Source organism: Gordonia asplenii, assembly GCF_012933505.1.
Classification (GTDB): Bacteria; Actinomycetota; Actinomycetes; order Mycobacteriales; family Mycobacteriaceae; genus Gordonia; species Gordonia asplenii.
The window spans coordinates 51,329-65,273 of the sequence record NZ_JABBNB010000034.1; the positions used below are offsets into that span (position 1 = coordinate 51,329).

Consider the following 13,945-nt stretch of genomic DNA (forward strand, 5'->3'; position numbering starts at 1 on the left):
CTCAACCAGCGGAAAGAGCTGCGCTCGCTCAACCAGCGGAAAGAGCTGCGCTCGCTGACGCTCCGCACCCACTCAACCTTCGGAGAGACGGCCGGCGCCGCCGACTCCTCAATCAGCGAAACGAGGGCCGCCGACAGTCACCTCGGCGGCATGCCCTCCCCCACTAGTCGAACTGTGCCCCAGGGGGTTACGTCCGTGAGTCGCGCTTCGCAGACCTGACCCGACGAGGTGACGACCTCGACGTTGCGGATCCGCTCGTCTCGCCAGCGACGCACGTCGTCACCGTAAGCCGTTCCCGCCCAGTGGAATTGACCGTCACTGGGGTTGAGGTAACCCTGCACCCGGATACGTCCGGAGACCTGCTCGCCGTCGGCGAGCAGCGTCACGGTCTCGTCGAAGACATCGGAATCGGTGGATTCGCCGGTGTCCCAGTCGAAATCGACGGAGTCGAACTTCCGCAGGCGGCGCCTGCGCTTGCGCTCGGTCCCGATCGCCGCCCACTCGTTGAGCACCGGCCCACGAACGCGCACACCGGTAGCTCCCGACGCCGTGTACTCCGCGACGAGGGCGACGACGTAGTCGAGAGTGTCGTCGGAGCAGTAGATCCGGCCCGGCTCGGACTGTGCGATCACACCGAGGTAGTTCGGTTGCGGTGCAACACCTTCGACGACAACCAACTGTCCCCGCGTTGACTCTCCACTGTCGACGTGGATTCCCAGACGAGACGCGCGACGTCGCAATTGATCGAGGACGCCACTGCGACCGTCGATTGCGATGGTCGGCCGGAGGTCTTGGCCGGACCGGGCTTCCGAGATTGCAGTCACGCGAGGAAACCTGCTCGACGCCAACACATCCGGGAGAATCGATTCATCAGTCCGGCCTCTTCGAGGAATTCCGCCAGCGACGCGAACCCGGCGATCTGCGCCTCACGGAAATGCGGATTTCGCCGCGCGACTCGCGCGGACTCACGCGGGTCGAGTCCGGCACGCTTGTACATCGCCGGATTGGTGAAGACTATGCGGAACGGCGTCGCGGCGAAGCCGTGCACCGTGGACGCGATCAGCGTCTCTGTGCGAGACCGAGTCGCCTTGCGGCGCATCACTCCATCACGGGCGAAGCCGATGTGCCGTGCCTCCTCGGCGACGTGGACCTGCATCAACCGCGACACCAGCGGTTGAAGCTGCGGATCGTCGAGCATCTCGCGCTGCAGGGCGTCGAAGATCTCCTCGCCGACGAGGGCCGCCACCCACAGCACACTGCCGCGCAGGGCGTCGGCCAGCCAGTACATGGTGATCCGCTGCCACCACTTCATCCCGTAGGCCCGCGCGCCGCTGCGTTCGATGGCCCGGCCGAACATCAGCATGTGCCGGCACTCGTCACCCATCTCAGTGAGGGCGTAGTGGGTGGTCGCGGCGGCTGGGTCCTGCTTCATGAGTCGTTGCAGCAGAGCGCGGTTCAGCAGGTTCTCGAACCAGATTCCGGTGGAGAGTATGTTCGCCATCTCTTGGCGGGACAGCTCGATGCGCTGTGTCTCGGTCATCGACTCCCACAGGTCGGTGCCGTACAGCGTGAGCAACCGGGGCGGTAGGAAGTATTTGTCGGGGTCGAGCGGGGCGTCCCAGTCGAGGTCGACGATGGGGTCGTAGGAGCGTTTGGCAGATCCGTTGATAAGGCGTGTGGCGATCGCCGCACGACCGTCGGCGTCGTAGGCCAGGGCAGTCATTCCAACCTCCGGGTGTTGCTACGGGTATGACTTCCGACACTATTCCGACGCCCGAATAGTGTCAACGATCACTGTTACATTGACTGGTGGGACCGTAGTACTTTTGGGCGGACTCATCGGAATTTCAGTCGTGCCAACGTAAATTGACTGTCATGACTGACCAGCCGATGCCGCCGCGCCGGCGGCCCGCCGGGCAGCCCCAGAACCCGCCGCCACGCCAAGGTGGTCCGCGGCAGCAGTTCCCTCCGGGTCCTATGCCCCGAATGGCACCTGGGGGCCCTGCGCCGCGCGGACCGCGCCCGAACGCCTACCAGCCTCCGCAGGCGTGGTCGGAGCAACCGAACGTCCAGCGGTCGCCGCGGCCCGCGTCGACGCGACCCGCGCAGCCGGATGTGCGTGCGCAAGGGCCCGGTGTGAGCCGCTATGCCCCCACCCAGCGTCCGGAACCGGTCCCCGGCGGGCCACGCCGAGAACCGTCGCCGCGCCCGCCGTCGAACGGAAACGGACCGCACGGTCCCGGTGGCAACGGCCCGAACCGCGGTCGGCAGTCGGCGGCACCCGCACCGGCACCGGGTAAGCCCGCGCGCACCAAGCGGCGTCGACGATTCCCCTTCGGCAAGATCGCGCTGGTGCTCGTCGTTCTGCTGGTCGGTACGAGCGTAGGAGCGGTGTTCTACTACGACCACAAGCTGCACCGCGTGTCGGCGCTGAGCGACTACGCCGGCCGCGTCGCCGATACGCCCGGCACCAACTGGTTGATCGTCGGCACGGACTCGCGTGCCGATCTGTCGCAAGCGCAGAAGAACGAGCTCGCCACCGGCGACAGCGACGGTTCACGCACCGACACGATCATGCTGGTGCACAAGCCGACCAGCGGCAAGGCGATGATCATCAGCATTCCGCGCGACCTCTACGTCCCGATTCCGGGGCAGGGCTCGCACAAGATCAACTCGGCCTTCAACTTCGGCGGCCCCCACCTGCTGGTGCAGACCGTGGAGACGCTGTCCGGGGTACACATCGATCACTTCGGCGAGATCGGATTCGGCGGTTTCGACACGCTGGTCGACGCTATCGGCGGGGTACACATCTGCATCACCCAGGCGTTGAACGATCCGAAAGCGGGCCTGCGTCTGTCGGCCGGCTGCCACGACCTCAACGGTCAGCAGGCACTGGGTCTCGTGCGCACCCGCGCGTTCCCCAACGCCGACCTCGAGCGGGTGGTGAATCAGCGAAAGTTCTTGAGCGCTTTGATGTCCAAGGCAATCAGCCCCGGCGTACTCCTCAATCCGTTCAAGCTGTTCCCGTTCATCAACGGCGCGATCGACGCGCTGACCGTCGATCAGAACGACCACATCTGGGATCTCATGAGCCTCGCCTGGGCGTTGCACAGCGACCCGATCACCACCACCCTGCCCACCGGCGGCCCGGTATCCACCGACGACGGCGATTCACTCGCCGTCGGGACGAAGACCAAGCAATTCTTCGCCGCACTCGCCGCCGGTCACGGCGTCGACAACGACCTGATCAGCGATCAGAGCGGCGTGGTGAAGTAGGCGACGCTACGCTGGGCCCCGCGCGTCGAGCGTCGAGCGTCGAGCGTCGAGCGTCGAGCGTCGACTGGATTCTGAGGTGCGGTGAGCAGGACTCGATTGATGGTGATTTCGGTCTGATGGCGCGAAAGCCGTACTCCTGTAGGGCGATTCGGGGCGAGTTGGGTTCTTCGTCTCACCAAACCCCTCGTTACACCGAAGCTCGTTCCTCGCTTCGGCACTCGGGGAGCGAGGGGTTGCCCACCCACTCGCTCCTCGCTTCGGCACTCGCGGAGCGGAGGCCCCACCCGCTCGCTCCTCGCTTCGGCACTCGCGGAGCGGAGGCCCCACCCACTCGCTCCTCGCTTCGGCACTCGCGGAGCGGAGGCCCCACCCACTCGCTCCTCGCTTCGGCACTCGCGGAGCGGAGGCCCCACCCACTCGCTCCTCGCTTCGGCACTCGCGGAGCGGAGGTCCCCACCCACTCGCTCCTCGCTTCGGCACTCGGGGAGCGAGGGGTGCCGCGGCTCGCTCCTCGCTTCGGCACTCGGGGAGCGGGAGGTTGCCCGCCCGCGGCGCTAGCCGCGGCCGCATCCACCCAGCGGAGAGCGTCCTACAAGTTGCCGCCTGCGGCGGCGGGCGACGTCGTGTCGCCTTCGGTGACACCGTTGAGTTCGCGTTCGACGAAGTTCTCCAGGTCGAAGAGGTTCCCCTTGGCGCGCACCGCGATGGTCTGGAGGGTCGAGATGGTCGCGACCTCCTCCACCTGCTCCTTGAGGAACCACTGCATGAACTGTTCGCCGAGGTAGTCGCCCTCGTCCCGAGCGGCCTTGGCGAGGTCGATGATCTGCTGGGTGACGGTCTGCTCTTGCTGCAGAGCCAGGTCGATGGGCTCCATGTACCCGGCGAAATTGTTCAGCGGCGTCGTCACACCCGGAATCTGCACGGCGATGTCGCGGTCGAGGAAGTACTGCACGATCATCATCGCGTGATTACGTTCTTCGACGGCCTGCTGATAGAAGTGCTTGGCCAACTGCGGCATGTCGTGGTTGTCGTAATAGACCGCGATGCCGATGTACTGCTGCGACGACGAGAACTCATTGCTGATCTGGTCGAGGAGCAATTGCTGAAATTTGGTCAGTTCAGTCATGCATCTCATGGTAATGGGCACGTCAGACACTGTTCGCCCCAGCGACGCCTAACTAAGGTGAGGGTCGGCAACTGTGACCGGCGTCGAACCCGCGCTACCGCAAGGTGATCTGTCGCCCGCGGATGCCGTCACGCGAGCGGCGTTCATCAGCGGTCAACTCGGCCGTATTGCCCAGCGCCTCGACCAGGCGCTCGTCGAATTCATTCACGGCGTCGTACCACTCTTCATGGTGTTTCTCGTTGTCGAGGTCGAAGACCGGGACGAGCAGTCCGTGGGTGCGGAATGAGCCGGCGAAGCGCGATCCCTCACCGAGGGTCAGGTGGCCGGCGGCGTGCAGTCGGGCCAGTGCGCGCATCACGTCGTCCTCGTCTTCGGGGCGAACCCAACGCAGATGGGCGCGGTCCCCGGCGTCGACCCACCAGGGCGCACCGATCCCGCTGGTAGCGGTGAGACGCGCGGTGGGCATGATGGTGTCGTTGGCTCGCCCGAGCATCTGGGCGATCTCCGGCGGCAGCGCGGAACCGTCCGGGAACCACCACGAAAAGTCTTCGTGGACAATGATTTTCAGCGGTTCGTCGGCCTTGAGTAGGTCGGTCAGCACGTTCTCGTCACCGGAGAGCTCGTACTCGTCGCCGACCTCGGCGTCGGTCGCCCAGGCGATGGCGTTGGCGAGATTCGTCGCGGCGTCGGCGACGCTGAGTTCGCTGGTCGTCTGCATCGCGACGAGCCCTTCGACGGTGCGGCCGTCGGCGTCGGACGAGGCATCGATCTCCCGGACGATCGCCGACACGGCTCCGGGCAGGATGGTCGCGAGGGTGACGCGGTTGGTGGGGTCCGACGTGAGGTCGAGTTCGGCGGTGGCCGATGCGACGAAGGCGCGCAGGGCGACGAGGTCGCACTCTGCGGCGAGTCCGGCGAACGGCCGCGGCGGTGCGGCGACGGCCGCCAACGCTCGAGCTTTGCGCGCCGCGACTCGCTCGGATCGGTTGCTTCCGGGACGTGGGCCGCTGCCGCGCTTGCTCTTCTTCGCCATCGTTACACCTTCTCATGGCGTTGCGCCGGCACCGGCGCCGGGCGCGGGCCGTCAGTCGACGGTGACCAGCCAGTCACGCACGCGGGCGGGATAATTGGTGGCGAGCCAACGGACCCCGAGGTCGGCGCACAGTTGCATGTCGGCCTGCTCGTCGACGGTCCAGCAGTAGGTGACCCGACCCGACGCCGCGGCCCGGTCGACGAGTTCGGGATGGGTGCGCAGCGTCTGCACCGACGGCCCGATTCCCGTGGCGCCGACGGCGGTGGCCGCACTGCCGCCGAGGACTCGGGCGGTATCGCCGAGCAGGATGGTCGGCAGCAGCGGAGCGTTGCGACGGATGCGCCACACACCGGCCGACGAGAACGAGATCACGACCGCACGACTGTGATCGGCCGACGGTGGGCTGGCCACGGAAAACCGTTGCAGCTCTTCGAGAAGCAGCGTCTCGACGAGGCTGCCGTAGCGGACGGGATGTTTGGTCTCGATGAACAGCCGGACCGGCCGGCGCCAATCGAGGGTGAGGGTCAGCAGTTCGTCCAGGGTGAGCACCGACGCCGGTTCACCGGAGTGCCACGACCCGAAGTCGAATTCGCGAAGCTGCGCCAGCGTCAACTCACTGACCGCGCCGGTGCCGTTCGACGTGCGTTCGACGGTGCGGTCGTGGATGCAGACCAACTTGTGATCGGCGGTCAGCCGTACGTCGCATTCGAGCCCGTCGGCACCTTGTGCGAGGGCGAGTTCGTAGGCCCCCAGCGTGTGCTCGGGCCGCTCGCCCGACGCACCGCGGTGGGCGACCACCGCGGGCTTGCCCGACCTGGAGATCCGTTCGCCGACGTTCACTGCGCGACCACCCACCTCGTCGTCTGTACCGCTGCGGGCGCCGGGGCGTCGAACACCCGCGGCAACCGCACTCGGTACCACCAACTGAACGCCGCCGACACCGCGGCACTGACGATCACGAAGAATAGGCCATCGGCTTCATTCTGGATGGATTCTGCGCTGAAATGGTAGGTGATCGCCACGGCGGCAAACAGATTCACGACCAGCCAGCCGACCCAGATCCTCGTCATCCGACGTCGCCGCAGCGCGATCGTCTCGGCGTCGACGCCGAGGTCGGCGACCTCGTAGAGCAACCACGCCGGGCCCAACAGATTCACCACCGGCACGACCGTCGCGGGCCACAGTTGCCACCACGGTCGCGGATCGACCCGACCGACCTCCCGGTAGGCGTCGGCGCGCAGCAGGATCAGCCACCGGGTGAAGGCGATGACGGCGAACAGGACCGCGAGCGCCGCGCATACGCCGGAGAACAACACCAGCCACACGGTCGCGCGGTCCGCCCAGGACGGTACGACGTAGGTGCGGTTGACCGACAACAGCACGTAGCGCGCGAGGTGGACGAGCGCGGTGACCCCGAAGACGGCAGCGGTCAGTGTCAACGCCTGGGTCAGTTGGCGAGTGGCGACGCTGCGCGGCTCCTCGGCGGACGTCCACTCCGCGGGGAGGTTGCCCAGCCCCCATTGCGGGATGTAGGTGTAGCGCGGGATGGGATTTCGGCCGGGTCCGCTGGGTGGTGTGGTTCGACGGGGCGCGGGGCGCGCTTGCGGCGGTCGCTGCGCAATCCATCTCAGGTTGGGGTTGCGAAAGACACGTTGACGTTGTCCCCCGCGTTGCGGCATGGGCCGCGACTGCGGTGCCGGGCCGGCGGGCGCGGGCACCGGTGGTGCCTGGCGCGACCGCATGGCCGGCTGCGGTGACCGATTAGCTGATCCTGGAGTGATGACCGACAGCGGCCCGTGGCAACGGGGACAGGTGTCACGGCCGGGTCGGTGCGGCGCTTGAATGCGGCAGCTGGGACAGAAGTCGAGTAGCTGCGGCTGCGTCACTCGGCTGCTCCGACTTCGACGGGTTTGCCGTTGCCCTCCCACGCGACCATGCCGCCGCGGATGCACTTGCCTTCGTAACCGACATGTTCGAGGTACTGCAGGATGCGCATGGATCGACCGCTCGACCGGCACACGACCAGCAGTTCGACGTCGAGATCGATCTCGTCGAGGCGCGCGGGGACGTCGTTGAGGGGGATGTGCAACGCGCCGCGAATGTGGCCCTGTTCCCATTCGTCGTCCTCGCGAACGTCGAGCACGACGCGCTGCTCGTCGTCGGTGAAGTCGTCGGGCAGCTCAGTCACCGACACCTGCTCGATTGCCACTTGCGCTCACCCCGTTGAAGAAGAGTCGTGCCACGGTCGTCCGTCGTCAATCCATGGTGGCACAAGTTGTGGACGCGCCAGTTGTTCAGTCTGGGGACAGCCGATTATGACGACCTACATAACATTATCCACATGCTGTTGCGGCTACCCGGTTGATACGCGGGGCTAGCACATTCAATGCTTACTCCAGCGGAACGCCGATGTGATGGCCGACACGTTCGACGTTGTCGATTTGTGACGCCAATCACCACCTAGAGTGCCCAGCGAGCAATCTTCTTCACCATTGTGAATAGTCAGTGCATACTCCGCATCGGCGATTTATTCACAGGCGTCTGTGCACAACCTGGGGACAATGTGTGGATTATCGGCCGAGGCGCGCCCAATCGGCACGTTTCTCCACAGCGTCGAGTGCACCCTGGAGCACCGCCGCCGAGGTCCTGGCCCGTACCTGACCACCGGTGAGCCGCTGCAGGAGAGGCGTGGGTGCATCGACGGCGGTGATCTCAGCGTCGGGATAGCGCTCGGCGATCACCGATCTCATCACTCCGATCCCGTCGACGAGACCGAGTTCCACCGCACGCCTGCCCACCCAGACGTCGCCGTTGAACAGTTCGGCGTCGGATCCGGTGAGCTTGGCGCCGCGGCGCTGGCGCACCCATGCGATGAAGGTCTCCTGTAGTTGCGCCTGCAGTTGCAGCATCCATTCGACGTCGCCCTCGCCGACCGGCGAGAAGGTGTCGAGACGCGCTTTGCTCTCGCCGGTGCTGTAGAGCCTGCGTTCGATCCCCAACCGCTCGATCAATTGGGAGAGACCGAAACTCGACGACACGACGCCGATCGATCCGACCATCGACGTGCGGGCGGCGAAGATCTCGTCGGCGGCACAGGCGATCCAATAGCCACCCGACGCCGCGATGTCCTCGCAGAACGCCAGCACCCGCACCCCCTTTTCGGAGGCGAGCTGCCGAATCCGTTCGGCGATGTACTCCGACTGCGTCGGAGACCCACCGGGCGAATTGACGACGATGACCACGGCCTTGAGATGCTCGACGTCGAAGGCACGGCGCAGCACGCTCTCCATGCCCTCGCCGGTCAGCCCGCCGCGTCCGCCTGCCCCCGAACCGATGCTGCCGTCGAGGCGGACCACCGCGATCCGGTCGGCCCGCGACGCCGACCACGCATGAAACATCCGCTTGAACGGCCCACCAGTCATAAGCCGGAGTTTACTGACGTGATCGGACAGTTCTGGCCTCAGGGACTGCTGGGTAACGCCGGTTAGACTGCTGTGCGATGCATATCCGCTGGCTCACGGCCTTCTTCGACTTCCCCGCGCCGCAATTCGGCGACGAGGTGACCTTCTGGCGCGCCATCGCCGGGTCGACCGTCTCGCCGCCCCGCGGGTCCAACAAGGAGTTCGCCTCGCTCGAGCCGTTCAACGGCGACCCGCACTTGCGCGTGCAACGGGTCAACGACGGTCCCGGCGGACTCCACCTCGACCTCCACGTCAGCGATCATCGAGCCGGCGCCGACGAATGCGTTCGCGCGGGCGCGGTGCTCACCGACGCATCCGACCCGATGTTCGCGGCACTGCGGACACCCGCGGGACTGCCCTTCTGCGTCAACGAATGGAAGGGCGAGGCGGTGCGTTCGCGCCCCATCCGCTGGCCCGGAGCGTCCATCTCGATCATCGACGAGGTGTTGATCACCGTGCCGCACAAGGCGTTCGACGCCGAGGTCGCCTTCTTCTCGACGGTCACCGGCTGGACGATCGACGCCGCGCCACCGCAATCCGACGCCCCGGCGTCGACGCGTTTCCTCCGTGACGATCCGCTCCCGCTGTCCGTCGTGCTCACGCCGGTCGACGACGAACACACCGCTGCGCAGGTGTCACTCGCCGCGACGTCGGTCGCCGATGAGGTTGCGCGCCACGAGGATTGGGGTGCAACCGTCATCGCCGACGCCACCACCAGCGTGGTGATGGCCGACCCGGTTGGGCGCCGGTATCGCATCACCAACCGCAATCCGCGCAGCGGCCGGTGACTCGCATCGCTGGAAATCTCTTGTCGCGCAACCTATGTGCAATCTGATTGCGAACAGCGCGGGCGCGTCACGGGACCAGGATGGCGCGGCCTCTGAGCTTTCCCGCGCGCAGGTCGTCGAACGCTTGCTGAAAGTCGTCGATGGGATAGGTCGTGTATTCGACCTTGATCTTGTTCTGGGCCGCCAGCGCCAGCACCTGCAGCAAGTCCGCGCGGGTGCCCGCGTAGGACCGTTGGATGTTGACACCCCACGGCGCTTCGATCGCGGCGGACGCCGGATATGCGCCACCGCCCAACCCGACCAACCTGACCTTTCCCTCGGGCGCGATCGACGCGGCCGCCAGGTCGACGGTGGCTTGGACGCCGACGAAGTCGATGATCACGTCGGCGCCGTAGCCGCCGGTCTCGGCGAGAATCCGGGCAGCCGTTTCGGGACCGGGTTCAAGGGTCACGTCCGCGCCCAGCTCGGCGGCGTGCGCGAGCTTCGTCGGGTCCTGATCGACGGCGATCAGCCGTGATCCGCAGATAGCCTTCAGGATCTGCAGCCCCACGTGGCCCAGTCCGCCGATGCCGATCACCACCACGGTGGCACCGGGAGTCAGGCGGTCGAGCACCGAATTGATCGCCCGCATCGGAGTGAGTCCGGCGTCGGTGAGGGGACCGGCACCGACCGGGTCGATGCCGCCGAGCGGCAGGCAGTGCCGGGCGGGCGCGATCATGTATTCGGCCATCGCCCCGTCGGCCGTCAGGCCCGGAGCCGACGGAAAACTGTCGCGCCCGCCGGTCACCTCACACGCGTTGTCACGGCCCTCGACGCACGCCCGACAGGTGCCGCAACTCCAGACGAGATTCACCAGCACCGCATCACCGACGCTGTGACTCGTGACGCCGACGCCCACCGCGTCGATGATGCCCGCGCCTTCGTGGCCCATGGTGAGACCGAACGCCGGCCAGGCATCGCCCAGATCGACGAGATGCAGGTCGGAGTGGCACAACCCCGCCCCGGCTACCTTCACCCGAACCTCTGCCGGGCCGGGCTCTGGGATGTCCACATCCTCGAGGGTCAGGGTGCTGGGGCTACTCAGTTTGACGGCGCGCATCGCGGGACCTCTCGGTGTCGGTTGAACTACCTCTCCGGCGAGTATTGTGACTCACACCACGTCGCGACTGTCCCATTCTGGGACACTTCAGGCATGGCGCGGGCGCCCGGAACCGCGCGATCGGTCCTCACCGCTACGCGTTCAGCAGCGCCTCAAGTCGAGTCACCTCGCCGTCGACGTCCCGGCCATTCGCCTGCGTCACCTCGGTCAGATAGTCGACGACGACCCGCTCGCCGTCGGGCACCGACCAGATACCGGCCAACCGGCCGTCGACGAGCACGAATCCCGGCGATCTGCCGTTGGGCGTCAGCGTGCGCCGATACACCTCGGGGTCGGCGATGCGGGCCCGATCCGCTTGCACCGCAACGACATTGTCGAACGGCGCGACCAGCCGAGCCGGAGCCGGCCGGTCGGCGTCGACGATTTCGAGGCCGTCGAGGTCGTAGAGACGCTCACCATTCGGCCCGACGTAAGCGATCAACTCCCAGTCGGCGAGCATCGCTTCCAGATGCGGCTTCAACCCCGTCATCGCCGCCCAGGTCTGCACACCCTTGACGGTCGCCGGGCCAAAACCGCGCAGGTACAGGCGAATCAGATCGCGGACCGCCTCCTCGCCGGTGATCGCCGGGTCGCCGGGGCCGACCCAGTCGTCGAAGAGTTGATAGCGCAGCGGACCGCCGCCGCCGCACGCCCACAAGCCGCGCGGCGGCACTTGGACGAGGGGCAGCAGGCACCGGGCAACCGCACTCAGCGTCGACGCCGGTTCGTCAGGCCAGCGTTTCTGCAGCCGCGCTCCGAGTTCGCGGACGGAGAGTTCTTGTCCGGCGAGTTCTTCGGCCGCTTGAGCGGCGATGTCCGTCGGGTCCGCGGCGGTGAGGCGCCGACGGTGGGCCGTCTCGACCTCGTAGTCGAGCCGCGGTTGCGCGAGCGCCCGAATCCAGCGCGCGTCCTCGGCGTCGGACAGAAAGACCGTCGAACGCAGTGACGCCATCCGGACCACCTCGGCCGAGTCGAGGAGGCCGTCGAGTTCAGCGGGACGGTAGTCGACGATCCGCGAGGCGAGGCCGTAGTGCGCCGCGCGAGGATCTTGCGACTGCAGTCCCACGCAGCGGTCGATGACTTCGATCGCGTCGTCGTCGATGCGAGTCAGCAGATGCTGACGATGCAGCAACGTCCGATTCCACTGGCCGAGCGAAATCGGTGTGGGCGCAAAGGTGTCCACCATCGTGTGTGTTCAGCGGTCCCGTCGTCGGGATTCAGGCCGGATACTTCAGACCGGTCGCGGCATGGCAGCGGTACCCGTGCGGATTCTTCGCCAGGTACTGCTGGTGGTAATCCTCGGCGTAGTAGAAATGTCCGTCACCGGCCGCTGCGAGCGGCTTGATCTCCGTCGCGATCGGGTCGAGACCGGCCTGTGCGATCACCGGCGCGAAGCGATCCGCCGACGTCTGCGCGAGGTGTGCGTCGGCGTCGGAGAAGGTGTAGATCGCCGAGCGATACTGGGTGCCGATGTCATTACCCTGCCGCATGTCCTGGGTGGGGTCGTGGGCCTCCCAGAAGATCTTGAGGATCGCGTCGAGGCTGATCACCTTGGGATCGAAGACGACGAGGACCGCCTCGGTGTGGCCGGTCTGCGCGGTGCACACCTCCTCATACGTCGGATTGGGCGTGTAACCGCCGGCATAGCCGACCGCCGTGGTGTAGACACCGGGCACCTGCCAGAAAATCTCCTCGACGCCCCAGAAGCACCCGCCGCCGAGGATGACCGCCTGCCGACCGTCGCCCCACGGATCGTCGGATCCGGGCGCGGACGGCGTCATCGGATGGTGCAGGACCAGATGTGCATCGGCGACCCGCATCGGCGTCGAACGGCCAGGCAGGGCCGCCTGTTGTGCGACGAGGGTCTGCTTGTGCGAATGCGCGGAGAAGAGCTGGTCGAGCCACGTCATGGGTCCATGGTACTGACGGCGTCCACCGACCCGAGTTGAGCTGGACGTCGGGCGCTGCCTATGATGAGCATCACAGCAGGAGTGTGAGCATTTTCACTCGTGTCGCGACCTGGAGGGGCAGCGCAAATGGCAACCAACGTTCACCCACAGTCCGCAGCTGACGCCGCGGCGAGCGCCTTCATCGGCAGCAAGATCCGCAGTTCTTGTCTCACCACCGCGTTGAGCATCCTCGCCATCGCCGTCGCGCTCGTCGCCGTCGCACTGGTCTGACGATTCTGGTCCACCTCGGTGTCGGCGGAATTTTGCGCGTCTGACACGGTGTTATTGGACACGGCGCGCATCGACGTCGACCCTGCGATCGCAGACCGACCGGAGTTGCGTACGACACCACACTCGACAAGGGTGGTGGTGGCTGTTTCTAACAGAAGAAGTTTTGTCCTACCGAGAGGATCATCGTGGCTGAATACACCCTTCCTGACCTGGACTACGACTACGGCGCCCTGGAGCCGCACATCTCCGGCCGCATCATGGAACTGCATCACGACAAGCACCACGCGACCTACGTCAAGGGCGCCAACACCGCTATCGAGAAGCTCGCCGCAGCACGTGAAGACGGCACCATCGCCGACAAGGTCTTCGGGTTGTCCGCCAACCTGGCCTTCCACCTCGGCGGACACACCAACCACTCGATCTTCTGGAAGAACCTCTCCCCCAACGGCGGCGGTGAGCCCACCGGCGACCTCGCCGAGCAGATCGGCACCGACTTCGGCGGCTTCGAGAAGTTCAAGGCCCACTTCACCGCGGCGGCGACCACCCTGCAGGGTTCGGGCTGGGCCATCCTGGGCTACGACACCATCGGAGGGCGCCTCGTCATCGAGCAGCTCACCGACCAGAGCGGCAACACCTCCGCCGCGCTGATCCCGGTCGTCATGCTCGACATGTGGGAGCACGCCTTCTACCTCGACTACCAGAACGTCAAGCCCGACTACGTCAAGGCGTGGTGGAACGTCGTCAACTGGGAAGACGCCGCGGCACGCCTGGACCGCGCGAAGACCCAGGGCTCGGGACTCATCGTTCCCGCCTGATCGCCGGATTCACGAAGGGCCGCACTCCATCCTGGAGTGCGGCCCCTTTCATCTTTCTCCCACCTCCGCCGTACGCCACCTGCCCCACCGGTAACAACGGATCGATGCTGCCTCCACCTCGAGCGCTG

Annotated in this window: 15 protein-coding genes; 4 read left to right on the plus strand and 11 right to left on the minus strand. The window is 66.3% G+C overall.

The features are described 5' to 3' along the window. Nucleotides 1-137: 137 nt before the first annotated feature. Nucleotides 138-824, minus strand: coding sequence for a DUF4873 domain-containing protein (locus HH308_RS24420; RefSeq protein WP_170196870.1), 687 nt, complete (start codon nt 822-824; stop codon nt 138-140). Continuing rightward, on the minus strand, nt 821-1,723 hold the full coding sequence (locus HH308_RS24425) for an AurF N-oxygenase family protein (RefSeq protein ID WP_170196871.1): 903 nt from the start codon (nt 1,721-1,723) through the stop codon (nt 821-823). Before HH308_RS24425 ends, HH308_RS24420 begins: the two co-directional genes overlap by 4 nt. 263 nt (nt 1,724-1,986) lie before the next feature. On the opposite strand from HH308_RS24425, the gene HH308_RS24430 reads away from it, so the two are divergent. Beyond that, complete coding sequence (locus HH308_RS24430; protein ID WP_312870840.1) at nt 1,987-3,276, plus strand: LCP family protein; 1,290 nt, start codon at nt 1,987-1,989, stop codon at nt 3,274-3,276. 589 nt (nt 3,277-3,865) lie between these two features. On the opposite strand, the gene HH308_RS24435 is transcribed toward HH308_RS24430, so the two are convergent. The 6 genes from HH308_RS24435 to HH308_RS24460 form a co-directional block, all read right to left on the minus strand. Continuing rightward, nucleotides 3,866-4,402, minus strand: coding sequence for a ferritin (locus HH308_RS24435; protein WP_170196872.1), 537 nt, complete (start codon nt 4,400-4,402; stop codon nt 3,866-3,868). A gap of 94 nt (nt 4,403-4,496) precedes the next feature. Further along, complete coding sequence (locus HH308_RS24440; RefSeq protein ID WP_170196873.1) at nt 4,497-5,435, minus strand: DUF5926 family protein; 939 nt, start codon at nt 5,433-5,435, stop codon at nt 4,497-4,499. 51 nt (nt 5,436-5,486) lie between these two features. Further along, complete coding sequence (locus tag HH308_RS24445) at nt 5,487-6,290, minus strand: glycerophosphodiester phosphodiesterase family protein (RefSeq protein ID WP_376767270.1); 804 nt, start codon at nt 6,288-6,290, stop codon at nt 5,487-5,489. Next, entirely contained in the window at nt 6,272-7,153 is an 882-nt protein-coding gene (locus tag HH308_RS24450) for a DUF4328 domain-containing protein (RefSeq protein WP_170196874.1), read from the minus strand. Before HH308_RS24450 ends, HH308_RS24445 begins: the two co-directional genes overlap by 19 nt. Before the next feature lie 164 nt (nt 7,154-7,317). Then, entirely contained in the window at nt 7,318-7,644 is a 327-nt protein-coding gene (locus HH308_RS24455; RefSeq protein ID WP_170196875.1) for a rhodanese-like domain-containing protein, read from the minus strand. 361 nt (nt 7,645-8,005) lie between these two features. Beyond that, entirely contained in the window at nt 8,006-8,857 is an 852-nt protein-coding gene (locus HH308_RS24460) for a S49 family peptidase (protein ID WP_170196876.1), read from the minus strand. 77 nt (nt 8,858-8,934) lie between these two features. Here HH308_RS24460 and HH308_RS24465 point away from each other — a divergent pair, with 77 nt between their 5' ends. Further along, nucleotides 8,935-9,684, plus strand: a complete 750-nt coding sequence (locus tag HH308_RS24465; protein ID WP_170196877.1) for a VOC family protein — start codon at nt 8,935-8,937, stop codon at nt 9,682-9,684. Nucleotides 9,685-9,751: 67 nt separating this feature from the next. On the opposite strand, the gene HH308_RS24470 is transcribed toward HH308_RS24465, so the two are convergent. The 3 genes from HH308_RS24470 to msrA all read right to left on the minus strand — a co-directional run bounded on the left by HH308_RS24470 (nt 9,752) and on the right by msrA (nt 12,732). Further along, the gene (locus tag HH308_RS24470) at nt 9,752-10,783 is read right to left on the minus strand and encodes an NAD(P)-dependent alcohol dehydrogenase (protein ID WP_170196878.1); all 1,032 of its coding nucleotides are present in this window, start codon (nt 10,781-10,783) and stop codon (nt 9,752-9,754) included. 133 nt (nt 10,784-10,916) lie between these two features. Then, the gene (locus tag HH308_RS24475; RefSeq protein WP_170196879.1) at nt 10,917-12,008 is read right to left on the minus strand and encodes a winged helix DNA-binding domain-containing protein; all 1,092 of its coding nucleotides are present in this window, start codon (nt 12,006-12,008) and stop codon (nt 10,917-10,919) included. Nucleotides 12,009-12,039: 31 nt separating this feature from the next. Continuing rightward, on the minus strand, nt 12,040-12,732 hold the full coding sequence (msrA, locus tag HH308_RS24480) for a peptide-methionine (S)-S-oxide reductase MsrA (protein WP_170196880.1): 693 nt from the start codon (nt 12,730-12,732) through the stop codon (nt 12,040-12,042). Between the two features lie 126 nt (nt 12,733-12,858). On the opposite strand from msrA, the gene HH308_RS24485 reads away from it, so the two are divergent. Together HH308_RS24485 and HH308_RS24490 are read left to right on the plus strand one after the other, a co-directional pair. Then, nucleotides 12,859-13,002 carry a hypothetical protein gene (locus tag HH308_RS24485; RefSeq protein WP_170196881.1) on the plus strand — a complete coding sequence of 48 codons (144 nt, stop codon included), beginning with the start codon at nt 12,859-12,861 and terminating at the stop codon, nt 13,000-13,002. A 185-nt stretch (nt 13,003-13,187) separates the two neighbouring features. Then, complete coding sequence (locus HH308_RS24490; protein ID WP_170196882.1) at nt 13,188-13,817, plus strand: superoxide dismutase; 630 nt, start codon at nt 13,188-13,190, stop codon at nt 13,815-13,817. The last annotated feature ends 128 nt before the right edge of the window (nt 13,818-13,945 follow it).

Bases quoted from the DNA above. Each gene is read 5' to 3' on its own strand.
- HH308_RS24425 (WP_170196871.1), bottom strand. From the start codon at position 1,723: ATGACTGCCCTGGCCTACGACGCCGACGGTCGTGCGGCGATCGCCACA.
- HH308_RS24430 (WP_312870840.1), top strand. From the start codon at position 1,987: ATGGCACCTGGGGGCCCTGCGCCGCGCGGACCGCGCCCGAACGCCTAC.
- HH308_RS24435 (WP_170196872.1), bottom strand. From the start codon at position 4,402: ATGACTGAACTGACCAAATTTCAGCAATTGCTCCTCGACCAGATCAGC.
- HH308_RS24440 (WP_170196873.1), bottom strand. From the start codon at position 5,435: ATGGCGAAGAAGAGCAAGCGCGGCAGCGGCCCACGTCCCGGAAGCAAC.
- HH308_RS24460 (WP_170196876.1), bottom strand. From the start codon at position 8,857: ATGACTGGTGGGCCGTTCAAGCGGATGTTTCATGCGTGGTCGGCGTCG.
- HH308_RS24465 (WP_170196877.1), top strand. From the start codon at position 8,935: ATGCATATCCGCTGGCTCACGGCCTTCTTCGACTTCCCCGCGCCGCAA.
- HH308_RS24470 (WP_170196878.1), bottom strand. From the start codon at position 10,783: ATGCGCGCCGTCAAACTGAGTAGCCCCAGCACCCTGACCCTCGAGGAT.
- HH308_RS24475 (WP_170196879.1), bottom strand. From the start codon at position 12,008: ATGGTGGACACCTTTGCGCCCACACCGATTTCGCTCGGCCAGTGGAAT.
- msrA (WP_170196880.1), bottom strand. From the start codon at position 12,732: ATGACGTGGCTCGACCAGCTCTTCTCCGCGCATTCGCACAAGCAGACC.
- HH308_RS24485 (WP_170196881.1), top strand. From the start codon at position 12,859: ATGGCAACCAACGTTCACCCACAGTCCGCAGCTGACGCCGCGGCGAGC.